Source organism: Microcoleus sp. T2B6, assembly GCF_036700475.1.
Lineage (GTDB): Bacteria > Cyanobacteriota > Cyanobacteriia > Cyanobacteriales > Microcoleaceae > Microcoleus.
This window is the reverse complement of sequence record NZ_JAUBOZ010000003.1, coordinates 125187-141805: the sequence shown is the minus strand read 5'-3', so window position 1 is coordinate 141805 and position 16619 is coordinate 125187. Positions and strand designations below refer to the sequence as shown.

General features: G+C 45.7%; 9 protein-coding genes and 1 tRNA gene. 6 read left to right on the top strand and 4 right to left on the bottom strand.

Annotated features, from left to right (window positions below):
- Nucleotides 1–67 precede the first annotated feature (67 nt).
- Nucleotides 68–1030, bottom strand: coding sequence for an orange carotenoid protein N-terminal domain-containing protein (locus QUA00_RS02325; RefSeq protein WP_333408574.1), 963 nt, complete (start codon nt 1028–1030; stop codon nt 68–70).
- Between the two features lie 209 nt (nt 1031–1239).
- Between QUA00_RS02325 and queG the strand changes: the two genes are divergently transcribed.
- The 5 genes from queG to QUA00_RS02300 all read left to right on the top strand — a co-directional run bounded on the left by queG (nt 1240) and on the right by QUA00_RS02300 (nt 6039).
- A complete protein-coding gene (queG, locus tag QUA00_RS02320) occupies nt 1240–2208 on the top strand; it encodes a tRNA epoxyqueuosine(34) reductase QueG (RefSeq protein ID WP_333408573.1) in 969 nt (322 codons plus the stop codon).
- A gap of 76 nt (nt 2209–2284) precedes the next feature.
- Complete coding sequence (locus QUA00_RS02315; RefSeq protein ID WP_333408572.1) at nt 2285–3415, top strand: pentapeptide repeat-containing protein; 1131 nt, start codon at nt 2285–2287, stop codon at nt 3413–3415.
- 27 nt (nt 3416–3442) lie between these two features.
- Nucleotides 3443–4636 (top strand): SDR family NAD(P)-dependent oxidoreductase, encoded by a 1194-nt coding sequence (locus QUA00_RS02310; protein ID WP_333408571.1) that lies wholly within the window; start codon nt 3443–3445, stop codon nt 4634–4636.
- 546 nt (nt 4637–5182) lie between these two features.
- A tRNA-Val gene (locus QUA00_RS02305) sits at nt 5183–5256 on the top strand.
- Between the two features lie 144 nt (nt 5257–5400).
- Complete coding sequence (locus QUA00_RS02300) at nt 5401–6039, top strand: HAD-IA family hydrolase (RefSeq protein WP_333408570.1); 639 nt, start codon at nt 5401–5403, stop codon at nt 6037–6039.
- A 150-nt stretch (nt 6040–6189) separates the two neighbouring features.
- On the opposite strand, the gene QUA00_RS02295 is transcribed toward QUA00_RS02300, so the two are convergent.
- Both QUA00_RS02295 and QUA00_RS02290 read right to left on the bottom strand, forming a co-directional pair.
- Nucleotides 6190–7017, bottom strand: a complete 828-nt coding sequence (locus tag QUA00_RS02295; protein WP_333408569.1) for an SWIM zinc finger family protein — start codon at nt 7015–7017, stop codon at nt 6190–6192.
- Between the two features lie 279 nt (nt 7018–7296).
- Complete coding sequence (locus QUA00_RS02290) at nt 7297–12018, bottom strand: SNF2-related protein (RefSeq protein WP_333408568.1); 4722 nt, start codon at nt 12016–12018, stop codon at nt 7297–7299.
- A gap of 658 nt (nt 12019–12676) precedes the next feature.
- Here QUA00_RS02290 and QUA00_RS02285 point away from each other — a divergent pair.
- Nucleotides 12677–14830, top strand: a complete 2154-nt coding sequence (locus QUA00_RS02285; RefSeq protein WP_333408567.1) for a polyribonucleotide nucleotidyltransferase — start codon at nt 12677–12679, stop codon at nt 14828–14830.
- Between the two features lie 359 nt (nt 14831–15189).
- On the opposite strand, the gene QUA00_RS02280 is transcribed toward QUA00_RS02285, so the two are convergent.
- Nucleotides 15190–16440 (bottom strand): Rid family detoxifying hydrolase, encoded by a 1251-nt coding sequence (locus QUA00_RS02280; RefSeq protein ID WP_333408566.1) that lies wholly within the window; start codon nt 16438–16440, stop codon nt 15190–15192.
- Nucleotides 16441–16619 lie beyond the last annotated feature (179 nt).

Genomic DNA, 16619 nt, shown 5'->3' with positions numbered 1-16619 from the left:
AAACCCAGACACCTGAAGGCATCTGGGTTTCTGGCCAAGTCTGTTTGACAGACCGAACCCGAATATTCTATTTGCGGATCAAATTGAGCAATTCTTTAGGAGATGCCAACAAGTCGATCGCCACAAAGAAAATTTGACCTTGGGGATCGAGCATAAACCGCCACGCAATGTTCATGCCCACATTCGCGCCGAACCAGGGAGTTTCGACTTTGCCAGTGACTTTCACTTGGCGGTAGCCATCTTCTGCGGGTTCTGATACGCCTTGCTGGGGCATCATTTTCAGTCCGATGCACTCTTCCCGCATATAGTTGAGGATAGCGTCGCGACCGACGATCGGCTTTTGGAAAGGTGGTTGCAGGGCACCTTCTTCAGCAAATAAACCCACGGCTGGGGTGAAGTCGAAGGCGTTCATGTAGTCGATGTAGCTGAGGACAGTCTGCTCGCTGATACCCTCAATTTGGGTTTTCACCCGCTCTTCTGGAGCGGTGGGAGTGCTGCGGGGGGCTGAGCGTTTGCCGTACTCTTGGCTGAAATCTGGGTCGTAGCCCATGTGAACTACGGTGTTGCGAAGTACGGTAATTTGTTGGCCGGGATCGAGTTTTTTGATGGTTTCGAGAACTGTGGTGGCTTCGGGAGACATTTGATAGCCAGCAGGGATCGGAGCGACAACGCCCTGTTTCATCAACTGTCCCAACTCGTACCAGAAACCGAGTTTGGTATTGACGCGCAAGGAAGTGTAAATCCGACCGATTGTAGTGTCGGCGTTGCTGGCTAGGTCAAACATGGTTTTGCTTTGAGCAGCCGGCGACATCTGCTTAATTTCGCTGAGGATGCCTTCGACAAGCGCCATGCTGGCTACTCCTGGGGCTGCTGCGGTGATGGAAACGCCCATTTCGGTGTAGGCATACCAGAGTAGTGCGAGTTGGTCTTCAACGCTGAGTTTGTAGAACGCTTCCGTGGTAGCCGGAACAACGCTCGCAATCTCGGTGTTGGAAAAAATAGATTGAGCTGATTGAATACTAACTGCCATGTGTATGCTGTGAGATTCGCTGTCGGTTTTACTTGCGTACTTGAATTAGCGAATCGAATTCTCCCTAAATTAAATTATGTAACATTTTTGACATTTTGGAGTTCAAATTTATAAATATAAAGATTGTGAAATTATTATCAATTCTGTCCCACAATTAATCTTAAGATTAGTAGACTTATGGCGCAATTTGTGCTGTGGTTCCTTACCAGATGAAAAAATCAATTAATAGCGATCGCATTAAGCAAAAAGCCCTTGAGTTGGGATTTCACAAAGTCGGGATAGCCTCAACAGACACGGATTTAGATCTAGAAAAACAAAGATTGCAAGCTTGGCTGGACAAGGGTTATCAGGCGGATATGGCATGGATGGCAAACCCGAAACGGCAGGATATTCAATTGGTGATGCCAGAGGTGCAGTCCTTAATATGTGTCGCCATCAACTACTACACGCCCCACCAACGCCCCTCAAATCCCCCTTGTGAGAGGGGGGTCGAGGCAGAGGTCGAATATGCTAAAATCTCTCGCTACGGTTGGGGGCGGGATTACCATAGAATTTTGCACAAAAAACTGAAGGTTTTGGCAAATTGGGTGCGATCGCAAGGCGAGGGAATTGAAGCGCGGTATTATGCTGATACCGGGCCGATTCAGGATAAAATGTGGGCGCAGCGTGCTGGGATTGGCTGGATTGCCAAAAATGGTAATGTAATTTCGCGCGAATACGGTTCTTGGGTGTTTTTGGGAGAAATCTTGACTAATTTGGAGTTAGCGCCCGATGAGTCTCATACGGAACATTGCGGTACTTGTACTCGCTGCATTGAGGCGTGTCCGACGGGAGCAATTACTGAGCCTTTTGTGGTGAATGCCGATCGATGTATAGCTTATCACACGATCGAGAATCGAGCCGAAAAATTGCCCGACGAAATTGCATCTAATTTACAAGGTTGGGTAGCAGGTTGCGATATTTGTCAGGATGTTTGTCCTTGGAATCAGCGATTTGCTAAACCAACTGATGTTGCCGACTTTGAGCCTTATCCTGAAAATATAGCGCCGACACTTTCAGAATTAGCAGACATTTCCGACGAAGAATGGAACCGTAGATTTACAGCTTCGGCGCTGCGGCGCATAAAACCCGAAATGCTGCGGCGAAATGCGAAAGCCAATCAAATCAATAGTCATTAGTCAACAGTCATTAGTCATTAGTCATTAGTCAGCAGTCAGCAGTCATTAGTCAACAGTCATCCGTAACAAATAACAAATGCCAGCAAATGAACCAAAAGAATACGATGCAGTTTTGGGCGGTAAAAATCCACCTTTAATTCATGCTGCTGTCTTGGGCGGCATAGCACGAGTCAAGCAGCGCTTAGCAAGCCCCTCGGCTGAAGCAAGGCTGGCAGCACTTACAGATGCCATCAAATACGGAGAAGCAGGTTTAGAAGCAGTAACTGCTGTTTTGGACGATGCTGACGAGCGGGTGCGAGCTACTGCTGCTGCAATATTGGGCAGGGAAGAACAAATAAGTTTGCTCAAAAAAGATGCGTCGATTTGGAATAAATGGAGAGTGCAAAATCTACTTTTATTGGGTGGCTTTGTAGAGTTGAGTTGGGGAGATTTTAGCGGAGTTAATTTGGCTAAAGCCAACCTGAGAGAGTCAAACTTAGTAGGAGCGAACTTTGAATCGGCCAACCTGCGAGGCGCAAAAATTTTAAAAAGTAACTTGGAAGTAAGTAATCTGAGAAATGCCGATTTGACCGGAGCTAACCTGAGCAGAGCCAATCTCAGCGGCGCTGATTTGCAAGCAGCTAATCTCAGTTTAGCCAACCTCCGCTCAGTTAATTTTCGCGAGGCTAATTTATCTCAAAGCATTTTGAAAAAAGCTAAACTCTGCGGGGCTGATTTGACTGGTGCTGATTTGACTGGTGCTGATTTGAGCGGGGCAGATTTGAGTGGGGCTAAGCTGGGCGGGGTGAATTTTGCCAGAGCAAATCTGGCGGGGATTAAACTAATTAGATCTAATTTTAACGGCGGGAATTTTAAAGGGTTGGTTTTGGCAGGAGCTAATTTGCGGTGGAGTAAATTTGCAGGAGCTTGTTTTATGGGAGCTAATTTGCGGGGTGCTAATTTAGAGAGAACGGATTTGACAAATACGGATTTTTTTCAAGCAGATCTTACTGGAGCCAACCTTTGCGATGCTGATTTTAATAAAGCTACTTTGGCTGGTGCTAATCTGAGCGATGCTGTTGTGAAAAGAGCAAATTTCCTGAACGCATATCTCAGCGGAGCTACTTTTAATGGGGCTAATTTGAGCTGGTCTATTATGAAAAAAGCTAAGATCGATAATCGGGGAATTTTGGCGGGAGCTAATTGCAGCGGATGTAGCTGGACTTGATATTCTTTACAGCCAGAGAAATTGAAAATGAATAAACTGCCGCGCTGTTTTGTTTGCAAGGAGAGTTTTCGAGAGCAACATTTTTTTTACCGGGGTTTGTGTTTGAAGTGCGGCGAACTTAATTTGACCAAACGCAACCAAACTGCTAATTTGCAGGGGTTATTTGCTTTGGTGACGGGAGCGAGAGTGAAAATTGGGTATGCTGTAACTTTGAGGTTGTTGAGAGCGGGTGCAGCTGTAATTGGTACTACTCGTTTTGCTCGGGATGCTGCTAGGAGATATGCTAAAGAAGCGGATTTTGCCCAGTGGTGCGATCGCCTGCAAGTTTATGAGTTAGATTTGCGGTATATTGCGGCCGTTGAGCGATTTGCAGAACACCTCGTCTGCTGCTATCCGCGAATTGACATTATTATCAATAATGCGGCTCAAACAATTCGCCGCCCTCCTGAATTTTACCAGCATTTGAGGGATTTTGAATCTCTGCCTTTGGAGGCTTTGCCTGCTGAGATTCAGCCGCTGTTGGCGCGATCCTCTTCGAGGGCAACGCTTACGCACTTTTTGACAGACAATATTTCTGAGGATATCCCCAAATCTCTCACAGACTCTGTTCCAAATCGCAACAGTGAAATCCCCACGGTTTTTAACTTGGATCGAGAGAATCAATTATCACATTCATCTGATTTTAGTTTGTTTCCGCCCGGAATGTACGATCGCGACGGGCAACAAGTGGATTTGCGCCCTTTCAACAGTTGGCTGATGAAGGATGATGAGGTGAGCATTTTGGAAATGTTGGAAGTTCACGTTATTAATGCGATCGCTCCTTTTGCAATTAACAGCAGGCTCAAACTGCTGATGAAAAAAAATCCTGAAGCTGGCAAATATATTGTCAATGTTTCTTCAAAAGAAGGGCAATTTAACAGTGACAAACCTTGGCGACATCCGCATACAAATATGGCAAAAGCATCGCTGAACATGATGACTCGCACCTGCGCTTCAGAGTATGCCAAACACAAAATTTTTATGAATGCTGTCGATCCGGGATGGATTAGTTTTCAGCACCCTTACCCTCAAGTTTTAGCAATGCAGCAACGCGGCGTACAACCTCCCTTTGATGCTGTTGATGCCGCCGCGCGGATTTGCGATCCAATTTATTTGGGAGTAAATGAGGGACGCTATTTTTATGGTAAATTATTTAAAGATTATGCTGAGTCGCAGTGGTAACAGTCATTGGGAGCATCTCAATGAAAGCAGCAAAGCTCGAAATTGGAATTAGGAGTCAGGAGTCAGGATCCAGGAGAAAAGAGTCAATCGATTTTAGATTTTAGATTTTAGATTTTAGAGGCGACCCCACGGATAAATGCGGGGGCTCTTCTGATTTTCGATTTTCGATTTTGGATTGATTCCACGGATAAATCACGTGGCGGGTACCACCTTTGAAATTCTTGGTCAGAAGGAAGAAGAAAGAAGTGTTTTTGCAAATATGAGATCCTCCCCAGTCATTTAATATTTTTAGGGATCTTTCCACTCTCCACCCTTGGTATCAACTTAAGACTAAATTCCTTTCATACTCTCGCTTATCTCTCTGTCTCTATCCCCCTCACATCCCCCTTAATAAGGAGGACTTTGAGAGTTCTTGTCCTACCCCCTACTACCCTTTTTTAGGGGGGATAGGGCGGAGCGAGACTCAGCTACAAGCGAGATATATAATTTAAAATTAATATTGGGTTCGATGTCAAAATTTTGCATTAAAAATGTATAATAAAGTGGGGCAGTGTAGCTTAATGGTAAAGCAATCGCTCGACAGGCGATCGACAACCGTTTGATTCGGTTCGCTGCCACCAGCAACGTAGTTTAAATGATAGAATTCCTTGGAGCATACCAGGAGATGCGGGTGCAAATCCCGCCGTTGCGATCATTTTTTTTGACAAGCAAGAGGTAATGGGTAATATAGAAGTGATCCCTAGTTCCTTATTTGCTATTGTCCAATGACCCAAGTAATTATTTTTGATTTTGACGGTACTTTAGCAGATACAATCGATATTCTTCTAAGCATCACCAACCGTTTGTCAGTAGAATTAGGCTTTAAGTCTGCCACCAAAGAGCAAATCGCTCAACTGAGCAATTTAACTTCTTGGCAAATTCTTCAGTATTCGGGCATTTCTATCTTCAAATTCCCGCTGTTGATTAGAATGTTGAAAGCAGAGTTACGCAGCGAAATTCCCAATATTCAATTATTTCCGGGGATTAAAGAAGTTTTACTGGAGTTAAAAACACTGGGATTTCAACTGGGCATAATCACATCTAATTCCAGAGAAAACGTTTTGGCATCGCTGGAAAAAAATGGTTTGCCAGACACTTTTACATTTATTTACTCTGGTTCAACTTTTGGCAAACATAAAGTTATTAATAGCTGGCTAAAAAGAGAAAATATAAATCCTAAACAAGTCGTTTACGTGGGAGATGAGATTAGAGATATAGAAGCTGCTCGAAAAACCGGAATTAAGGTAATTGCTGTAGCTTGGGGTTTTAATTCTCAGGAGGCTTTGGTGGCACACAATCCCGATTTTTTGATTCAAAGCCCCCAGGAATTGATAGAGATTATGAGTAATTTGCGGGAAGTGTAAACTGAAACTGCAAAAAGTAAGACTCGTGGGTTGAAATCTATTCTAGACAAACTCTGGTTCCACCAGAGAGGGACTCAAGAATAAAATGGGTATTAAAGCCTGATTTTTATCAGCCATATTTCCTAGTATCATCTCTGCGAATACATTATGTTAATCTCCTTCGCCCCGTTTCAGTGCTGCTAAAACTGCTTGCTGGCTAACTGCTTGGTAGATTTTGCTAAAATGCTGCTTCAGGGCGTCAGATGCGGGCGAGGATTTGCTAGCGGTTCCTTTTCCGTCTGTGGCTAGGGGGATTGGGCCTAAGATATCTAATACTGTTTCGCTGCTGGGCGGCGGAACAATCACTACTAAAGATGATTCTAGCTGCTGATTGTATTCCCAAAAGCGATCGACCTTCGGCAATTTAGAATTCGTAGTGGGGGCATTTTCGCCGGAGTTGAGTTGGGAATTTTCCTCTCCTTGCGTACCTCGTCTTTGACGGAGTGCTGTCAAGATTTGCTCTTTGGTTCTCCCCCGCAGTTGAAAGAGTACGAAGGGGTCTTCACTGAAGCGATCGCCCAATAAGTAGTATACTGCACTGATGTGTTTGCAAGGGTTTTTCGGGTCAGGACAGCTACAGCGGGATCGAATATCAGATAAACTTAACGGAAATAGCGTTTTGCCCGCTGCTGCAAATACATCTTCAATATTGTGCGGCATTTCTCCTGCTAACAGTTTAGCTGAAAAAACTGCTCTTTGCGACATATTTTCAATCACATAATCCCAATCTTCATCGCTCAATGTGTCGAGTCCTAAAGAAACTTGATAGGGTTTTGGATCGGTTCCTTGAACTATGGCAATTACTTCTTGATTGGGAAATTTAATGCTGAGAACTTTACCCTCGCGCGCATATTGCCAGCCACGTTCTAAGCGCTTTTTGAAGCGGTAGGTATTGATTAAATCTAACCACTGTTGTGTCCACCATTCTCTGTCAATCATTTATTTGGGAATTGGGAATTGGGAATTGGGCATTGGCCAAACAGGTAATTCGGATGCTGGAGTCAATCGATTTTAGATTTTAGATTTTAGATTTTAGACTGAAGCATTGACCCCACGGATAAATTCGGGGGGCACGTTTCATCGGATACAGGTTTTTTATTTCTCCCCGGATTCATCCGGGGGCTTGTATCCTGGATGCTGGAGTCAGAAAGGAAAAAACAGCTATCCCTGTATCCGTGACATCCGTGTCGTGCTGCTGGGAATTGGTAATTAATCATATTATTCTTCTTCCGTTTCTATGATAGCATTGCGATCGAGAATTAGTAAATTGCGAAGTTGGTCTGTATCTAGCTCGGTGAGCCAGTTTTCCCCGGCGCTGACAACTTGTTCGGCTAGAGCTTTTTTGCTTTCAATCATATCGTGTATTTTCTCCTCTAACGTACCAGTGCAGACAAATTTGTGGACTTGCACATTGCGGGTTTGACCGATGCGAAATACGCGGTCAGTTGCCTGATTTTCTACTGCTGGATTCCACCATCTGTCATAGTGGAAAACGTGGGTTGCTCTGGTTAAGTTCAAACCTGTGCCGCCAGCTTTTAAGGATAAAATCATAATCGGCGGCCCTTGGGGGTCGTGCTGGAAGCGATCGATCATTTCTTCCCGCTGCTGTTGCCGAATTCCTCCGTATAAAAACAAAACTTCTCGCCCTAAATGCTGTTCTAGATGCGGTTTCAGGAGTTTTCCCCATTCGGCAAATTGAGTAAAAATTAAAGCCCGATCGCCCTCAGCGAGCACCTCTTCTAACATTTCCACCAACCGCTGCAATTTCCCCGATTCCTGACTCTTAATCTCCAATTCTTTCGGCTTAGCTTCTGCTTTCACAAGAGCCGGATGGTTGCAAAGTTGCTTGAGTTTTACCAGCAAAGCCAGAATCATTCCCCGGCGCTGAATGCCTTCGGCTGAGTCTAATTCAGCTATTGACTCTTCGACTATTTTCTGATATAATACCGCCTGTTGATTTGCCAGCCCGCAAAATACAGTCATCTCCTGTTTTTCTGGCAAATCTTGGATGATTTCTTTGTCAGTTTTCAGGCGGCGGAGGATGAAAGGCCGAACGAGCGATCGCAAAGTCTGCAAAGATTCTCGATCGCCGTATTTCTCGATCGGAATTGCAAATCGGCGCTGAAAGAAATTGCGCGGCCCCAAATAGCCAGGATTGAGAAACTCCAAAATTGACCACAATTCTTGCAGTCTATTTTCCACCGGAGTTCCCGTCAGCGCAATTTTAAAAGATGCCTCGATTTGTCGCACCGCTTGCGACTGTTTCGCCTCGGAATTTTTAATGTTTTGCGCTTCATCTAAAACCAATCCTTGCCATTTAATGCCTTGAAATTCCTTCGCATCGCGAAACACCAGGGCGTAACTGGTAATGATTAAATCCTTTCCCTTAATCGCCGCAGCAAATGCTTTGCCTTTAGCGCGTTGGTCTCCGTGGTGTAGCAATACTTTCAGCGTCGGGCCGAACTTCTTGACTTCGCGTTCCCAGTTGCCCAATACCGATGTCGGACAAACCAGTAATGTCGGCCCTTCCAAGGAATCTTGTTCTTGTAAATGCAGGAGAAAAGCAATTAGCTGAACAGTATTGTGGCACAAAATATTATTGGCAACAAAATTGTGATGTTTGCCCACCTCAAAATCATAGACCCACCCACTGTACTCAAAATCCTCAATTTCTTCTATTCTGCAATAAAATACTTCGCGATCGAGTATAAGTTGCAAATTTTCTCGGACACTATCTAACTGCGCTACATTGAGATTTGCATAAGCCTCTAGGGTCTGATTCGTCCATTTAGAAGGCTTTAGCTGGCGGTACTCCTGTTCTGCGGAACCACCAAGCACATTTTCCATACCTGCTACCACCTTTCCTAGGCTGATGCGGGAAAACTGCTGGGAACCGTTAATATAAACAGGATTGTGCATTCCGAAATGGCGCAATGGTAATTTTGTAATTTCCACTGCACGAGCGACGATATCAGAAGCAGGAATTCCCTCAACATTGGTGTTGCAAGGCAATTCGCAAATCTGCTCTAATTTACGCTGTTTTTCGGGATAGCCAAAACCAATTTCTTGGAAAAATATGCGCGCTGAGTTACCGCCGAAAGTACCGATATAATAGGTGCGAAAAATCCCGCTGCCATTGGTGGCGCATTTCTGTTTAGTGGCGATTCGCAGCCAAATTCCAAAGCGCCGCAGCAATGTAGAAAGTTGTTGGATGATTAAAGGCGAAGCGGTGCTAATTTCGATATTTCGCGTGTTAAGAAAGACAGAACCTTCAGCATCAAAGTAGTTTCTGAGAAAAATCCGAATGCTATCAAGATTGGCTTGCATGATAAATTGCGGGAAGCTTTTCTCGGCTGACAGTTTCCCCCACTCGTAGCCTTTAGCCTCAAGAAAGCATTGGTACGATCGACTGCATACAACCAAGTCTGCTGCTGTCTGCTTAGCACGAGTACGAACAGCAGGATTATTGATTTTTACTCCATACTTTTCGCCGATCCGGTGCAGTGCGACACGTAACTCTTGAAGAACTGTCGCATCTTTTTGTGCGATCGAGAGTACAGCCCGATCGCGCTGCTCATGTCCCTCAGCTATTTGCCAAGCCAGAAACTTGACCAAATCGGGATCTTCCGGCTTTCCTTCCCAATACAATTTAGCAGGAACGCAAACATAATCTCCAACCTTGAGGTCATTTGTCCAGCCATCGCGTCCTAACAATTTGTGGCGGCGGGTAATTGTGATGCTGCTACCATCTTGTAGTTTGATGGTTCGCAACTTTTCTTGCACTTGCTGGCGGTAAAGTCGTCGAATAGTCGCCTGTACAATTTTGCCTGTTTCCTGATTTATGGAATTTACCAGTAATTGCTCGTTAGGTTCAGACCAAAAGCCCTCACCGTCGAATTCTGTTTTTCCGGCATAAGTTTCCCATATTTTTTCAGCTTTTTGTAAAAAGCCATTGACAAAAAGCAAACTTTGTGGTAAAGCGCATTTACCAGTTCCCATATCGTCCGCGAGACAAGCGCCCAAACCCCAGCGTTCTAAGAATGCTAACCAGCCTGCTCCTAGGGCTTGATAAGGCCGCAATTGTCCTCGGAAACTAGCCGGAGTTGCGATCGCACTTACCGCTTGATTATCGCTCAAAGTATTCAACAATTCCTGAAGTTGACCCGTAGCCTCAAAATTAACCACAGGCAATTTCTCGATCATCTGAGAATCGCCCGACGCCAAACGCAAAGCATCCTCCAAAGAAAGAGTCATTTGCTCTTTGCGACTAGCAAAAAAAGTTTGAGCAGCCCTCACATCCGGCGCGCGCAACTCCACCCACTCGCCGTTAATTTCCACCAAAGGCGAATTCAACGCGATCAATCTGTCAAATTCTGCCTTAGAAAGGCGCTGTCCGCCGATCGTCAATTCCCACTTAAAATTTAGCAGACTTTGCAATCCCAACCCACCTTTCGCCGGAGTCACTTTCGGAGTTTCCGCTTGAATGCTCAAACCCAAACGACTCGCCCAACCATCCGTTTTTGTCAAACTCGGCGGCAAAACTACGCCCAACCCGCTATCAGCAAACCGCCAAGCTACAGACTTAATAAACTCGTAAGCTTGCAGCGGATTTAATTGGCAAGATTGAGGCCGCTGTGCTTGCAAACTCGGTTCAATTAACGGATAAAGTTTCGAGGCTAAACCCAAGCCGCTGAGCAAAGTTTCTTGAGGCAATTCTATTGTGCGCCCCGCATAACCCAAACGCTCGACTGAGTTGTTCCAAACAGTTGTCGCGTCTACCAAAAATTCCGCTTCATCTGCAGCTTGCAAGCAATAATTTAAACTCCAGTTGGCTTTACCAGGAGACGGCGGTATGAGTTGAAAGCAAGTGCGAAATTGAGTTTGTTGAGATAATTGATTTTGCAGCGGTGCAGTCCAAGCACTCAGCTTGGTTGCCAAGTTTTCTAATGCTGCGGTTTCTACTTGAACTATCCCAGATTCCTGCTGCAAAGCTTGCAGCCAGTCGCGCACAGGAGAAACTGCTTTGATGTCTAAAGTAGAGCTACCAGCCGTTAGCGCAGCCCTCGAAGAGGATCGCACTTGACTATCTACAATACTGCTCAAAAAGCCTAACACCAATTCCTCCGCCCCCATCGGCAAATCCACCGCTAAAGGCAATTGACTGGATTCTTCTTCCTTTTCCCCTCTTCCTTCTTCCTTCTTCCTTCTTCCTTCTTCCTTCGATTGATATGTTCTGCAAGCCGTCGGCATTTGCTTGACAAAAGTGCCGAGGCGGAGTATGTCTGTAGAACTGTCTAACAGAGGTTGCCATTTGGCAATAGCAGAACCGTCGGACTGTTTCTCCAATCCAGGCAAAAATTTGCATCTTGCCAACAAATCCAAACTCCACCTAGCAATATGAGACCAAAAACGCAAATCTGAACCCACAAAAGAGTCTGGTTCCGTGCTGTTAAGTGGTAGTGATTGCAAGAAAACAAAAGCTGCTTGAGGGTTGAGACAAAAACCCTCGACTTGCCAGGGATAAAGGTAAATTTCCTCGGTTTTAGCGGGTTCCTCCAGTGCTGATGCTGAGTGCTGCGGCATCAGATTTGCGTTCGATTCGGAGATTTTGGTCGGAAGTGCGAGCGCCCGAATTTCTCTTTGAATCGAGGAGTCTTGGGCGGGAATTTCTGCGTTTTGACTTTTGGGCGATCGCCTAGTTTTTTTGCTTTTTTCCGGTGGAGTTTCTGCGGTTTCCGGTAATTGCCAGTTTAGTTTTCCCGACTGCTGCAAGGAATTTAGGAAATTCTTAAATTCCGATTCGGTCATAGCTAAGGGATGCGGTAAATTTATCCCCGATCCTATGGTTTCAATTGCCTCAAGCTTTCGCCAAGTTTCTCCCCAAATGAATAAGGAACTTTTTTCATTTTCTAGGAGCCAACTGCCGTGTAAAATTGCCATCTTTTTTACCCTGATATTTGTATTTAAGTGCGAGGTTGACTACAGCATTTATATGGAATTTATGAAAATTTTATTTAAAACAAACCGAGGAAATTTTGAGCCAGATAGGAATTAGGTAGAACCTTTATATTTAGGTACTTATCGCACACCTTATACCAATTTAATGTGAAGTTGCACATATCTCGATCCCCCTCGCATACCCCCTACTCCCCCTTAAGAAGGGGAGTAGGGGTTGACTTTGAGAATAATCTTGTCCACCCCCTACTCCCCCTTTGTAGGGGCGGTGCGACCCCTACTCCCCGTGCCCGCCCTCTTGGCTAGGGGGGATCGGATTCTATGCAACCTCATAAAAAATTGGTATTACGGCTTATTCCCTGTCCTAGATAACTAAATCGCTCTTCCTTCTTCCTTCAACGTCCCAATTCCCAAACGAAAATTGATCGTACCATCTATGGAAGGCGTTTAGCGGACGATCGACCGAAGCATCGACCCCAGACTGTAAAAAATAATTCGAGAGTATAAATGCTTATAAGCCTGACGCAGACAGTCGATCGCGAGGCGATTATCCCTGTCTTTTGGCGTCGGACTCTCAAACATCCTGTGGTAATGTTACGATCCCGACAGAGAAAGAATGTGGTAGATAAGGAAGCAGTGCTACATGGTAGAGATAGACAAGTCAATATCCTTCGATGGACGGGATATTAGACTGAAGATTGGTTTACTAGCGCCTCAAGCAGGCGGTGCAGTTTTGATTCAGTCGGGTGACACGGCGGTTTTAGTGACAGCGACTCGATCGCAGGGGAGAGAAGGAATTGATTTCCTGCCCCTGTTGGTGGATTACGAAGAGAGACTCTACGCTGGCGGTAAAATTCCCGGTGGATTTTTGCGAAGGGAAGGGCGTCCCCCAGAAAAAGTGACTTTGACTGGCCGTTTGATCGATCGACCGCTACGCCCGCTATTTCCAAGCTGGCTGCGAGATGACATCCAAGTTGTAGCAACAACGGTTTCGATGGACGAACAAGTGCCACCGGACGTTTTGGCGGTGACGGGGGCTTCGGTGGCGATACTGCTGGCGAAAATGCCGTTTTACGGGCCGATGGCGGCGGTACGAGTCGGTTTGGTAGGGGACGATTTCATCATCAACCCCACCTACAGCGAAATCAAAGAAGGCGAGTTGGATCTCGTGGTAGCCGGTTCTCCTGATGGAGTAATCATGGTGGAAGCCGGCGCTAACCAATTGCCGGAACAGGATATCATCGAGGCGATCGACTTCGGCTATGAAGCAGCCTGTGACTTGATTCAAGCCCAGCGCGAAATTATGGCGGAATTGGGCATCGATTTGGTGGTAGAGGAACGGCCATCGCAAGATTCGGCCCTGGAAAACTTTATTCGCGATCGCGCCCAAGAACCCATCCGCATCATTTTGTCAAGATTTGAAAAAGACAAAACAATACGGAATGCAGCATTGGACGAAGTTAAGGCAAATGAAGTCGAATCTGCGATCGCCGAACTCCCGGAAGACGATCCGGTAAAACTAGCCGCCACCGCCAACACCAAGGCGATCGGCAACGTTTTCAAAGACGTTACCAAAAAAATGATGCGGAAGCAGATCCTCGAAGATGGCGTCCGTGTAGACGGTCGCAAGCTAGACGAGGTGCGACCCGTTTCTTGTCGCGTAGGCGTGCTGCCGTCGCGAGTACACGGCACTGGGTTGTTTAATCGCGGGTTGACTCAAGTCTTGTCCGCAGCTACCCTGGGAACCCCAGGCGACGCCCAAGACTTAGGGGACGACTTGCACCCGCAGCAAGACAAACGCTACCTCCACCACTACAATTTCCCGCCGTTTTCGGTAGCAGAAACCAAGCCGATGCGATCGCCCGGACGCCGAGAAATCGGTCACGGAGCCCTCGCAGAACGCGCTTTACTGCCGGTTTTGCCATCCAAAGAAGATTTCCCCTACGTGATTCGCGTAGTTTCAGAAGTCCTTTCTTCCGACGGTTCGACCTCAATGGGTTCAGTTTGCGCCTCAACGCTAGCATTAATGGATGCAGGCGTTCCCCTTTCCCAGCCCGTCAGCGGCGCGGCAATGGGCTTAATTAAAGAAGGCGATGAAGTCCGAATTTTGACTGACATTCAGGCAATTGAAGACTTTTTAGGCGACATGGACTTCAAAGTAGCTGGTACCGACACCGGCATTACTGCTTTGCAGATGGACATGAAAATCAAAGGTTTGCCCTTAGATGTAATTGCCAATGCCATCCGCCAAGCCAAACCAGCCAGACTGCACATTTTAGAAAGAATGCTGGCAACCATCGACACTCCCCGCAAGGAAATGTCGCCGTTTGCACCGCGTTTGCTAACCCTGAAAATCGATCCTGAATTTATCGGTTTGGTAATTGGGCCTGGTGGCAAAACGATCAAAGCCATCACCGAAGAAACTGGTGTCAAAATAGACATCGAAGACGACGGAACCGTGACAATTGCCGGCAACGACAGCGAAAAAGCTCAGCGGGCTTACAACATTGTCCAAGGCATGACACGCAAGTTGAATGCAGGAGACGTGTATGTCGGCCGCGTAACTCGAATTATTCCGATCGGCGCTTTTGTGGAAATTTTGCCCGGAAAAGAAGGAATGATTCACATTTCGCAGTTAGCGGACTACCGCGTTGGCAAAGTGGAAGACGAGTTAGCTGTGAACGATGAAGTGATTGTCAAAGTGCGAGAAATTGACAATAAAGGTCGAATTAATTTGACCCGCTTGAATATTCATCCCGACGAAGCGGTAGCCGCCCGCGAAGCGCTGAATAAATAGTTTACGGTTGGTAATTGGTAATTACTTATAGAGTAATTGCTAATTGCTAATTGCTAACTGGTGATTAGTAATTGCTAATTGCTAGTTGAGATTAAATCTGATTGTTTCAGATTGATTTGGGAGTAGGTGCGCGACAGCGACAGATCGACAAAAGTGCGATCGGCTGTGGAAGTTCATACAGTCGCGCACTTTACCCTCGGCGGTTGCTATAAGTAAACCTTGGAATTATTCATCTCTCTCCCCTCTTCCTCTGCGCCCTCTGCGCCCTCTGCGGTTAAATCGCTCATAAATATTAAAAAAAATAAAATATCCACAAACCAGACTTATTGAAAAAGCCTGGTTTCTCAAAGAAGCTCAAATTAAATAACCGCAATACAGTCAATCTCTACTAACACATCTTTCGGCAAACGCGAAACTTCCACACAAGCGCGCGCCGGTGCAGTTTCCGCATCAAAATATTTCGCATAAACCGCATTCACAGCGGCAAAATCATTCATATCTTTAAGGAAAACCGTAGTTTTTACCACATCCAACCAAGTAGCGCCGGCTTCTGTGAGAATGGCTTCGAGATTTGCCATAACTTGTTCGGTTTGTTTTGCCACATCGTCGGTGTAGACAATATCGTTTAGTCTAATGTCGATCGCAATTTGGCCAGCTACAAACAGCATAGTGCCCGTAGCGGCGATCGCTTGATTGTAAGGGCCCACGGGTGCCGGTGCTTTGTCAGTACGAATAATTTTGCGCGTCATAGATGTCACTTTTTGGGATTCTTGTTGAGAAGTTTCTTTGCTGTCGATTTCTGGTTCTGAGATTTCTGGCTGGTAAATTTCTCCATCGGGCATTATCGCACCAGTGAAGTCTGCATTTTTAATATTCCAATCATAGGTTTGAGCATCCGTCAAGTCTGCTTCCTGAAGGTTGGCTTCCTCCAAACTTGCTAGCATTATAGTTGCTTTTTTAAGGCTAGCTTTTTTTAGATTTGTCCTTTTCATACAGGCTTTTTTCAAATTAGTCCCTGTGAGGTCTGCTGCACTAACATCCGCCTCAGTCAGATTCACGCCTGATAAGTTAAATGCAGACAGATTGACACCTCGGAGTTTGGCTCTCTGAAAATTGACACCTTCGAGGTTAGCACCCCCTAAGTTCACTTGAATCAATTCTGCTCCTGTCAAGTTTGCCCTAGTCAAATTTGACTTGCTCAGGTTTGCTCTATTTAACTTTGCGTTCTTCAAGGAGGCTTTAGTTAACGATACAGAGCTTAATTGGGCCTCACTCAGGTTTGCATTGTCCAGTTTAGTATTACTCAAATTGGCCCCATTGAGGTTTGCCATACTCAAGTCAGCCCCGCTGAGGTCTGCAAAACTGAAGTTGACACTATTACCTTCCAGCCCGATTAAGTGTGTTCCTAACAGGGATGCTCTACTCAAGTCTGCGCCATAGAGGCTTGCTTTGTTCAAAGTTGCCTCATTCAACTCAGCTCCTGTCAAATTTGCACCCCGTAGGTCTATTCCACTCAAGTCTGCACCTTTGAGGTCTATCCCACTTAGCTGTACGTTATTAAAGTCCCGTTCGCCTTTAGCGTATTTTTCTAAAAGTTCTTTAGCATCCATAAATCACCTCGATCGCCCTTCCGCTACACCCCACATTCCCAGCCTACCACCAAAACCGAAAGCGCGATCTAAATCCGCATCAATCCATTTTCATCTGCGGTCAATCAACTCCCTTTTTCAACCGCAGATAAACACAGATAAACGCAGATAAATTATATCAAATTCGTCCTGCCTCGGAA

Excerpts from the sequence above, each read along its gene's own strand:
- QUA00_RS02325 (WP_333408574.1), bottom strand. The coding sequence starts at position 1,030 with ATGGCAGTTAGTATTCAATCAGCTCAATCTATTTTTTCCAACACCGAG.
- queG (WP_333408573.1), top strand. The coding sequence starts at position 1,240 with ATGAAAAAATCAATTAATAGCGATCGCATTAAGCAAAAAGCCCTTGAG.
- QUA00_RS02315 (WP_333408572.1), top strand. The coding sequence starts at position 2,285 with ATGCCAGCAAATGAACCAAAAGAATACGATGCAGTTTTGGGCGGTAAA.
- QUA00_RS02310 (WP_333408571.1), top strand. The coding sequence starts at position 3,443 with ATGAATAAACTGCCGCGCTGTTTTGTTTGCAAGGAGAGTTTTCGAGAG.
- QUA00_RS02300 (WP_333408570.1), top strand. The coding sequence starts at position 5,401 with ATGACCCAAGTAATTATTTTTGATTTTGACGGTACTTTAGCAGATACA.
- QUA00_RS02295 (WP_333408569.1), bottom strand. The coding sequence starts at position 7,017 with ATGATTGACAGAGAATGGTGGACACAACAGTGGTTAGATTTAATCAAT.
- QUA00_RS02290 (WP_333408568.1), bottom strand. The coding sequence starts at position 12,018 with ATGGCAATTTTACACGGCAGTTGGCTCCTAGAAAATGAAAAAAGTTCC.
- QUA00_RS02285 (WP_333408567.1), top strand. The coding sequence starts at position 12,677 with ATGGTAGAGATAGACAAGTCAATATCCTTCGATGGACGGGATATTAGA.
- QUA00_RS02280 (WP_333408566.1), bottom strand. The coding sequence starts at position 16,440 with ATGGATGCTAAAGAACTTTTAGAAAAATACGCTAAAGGCGAACGGGAC.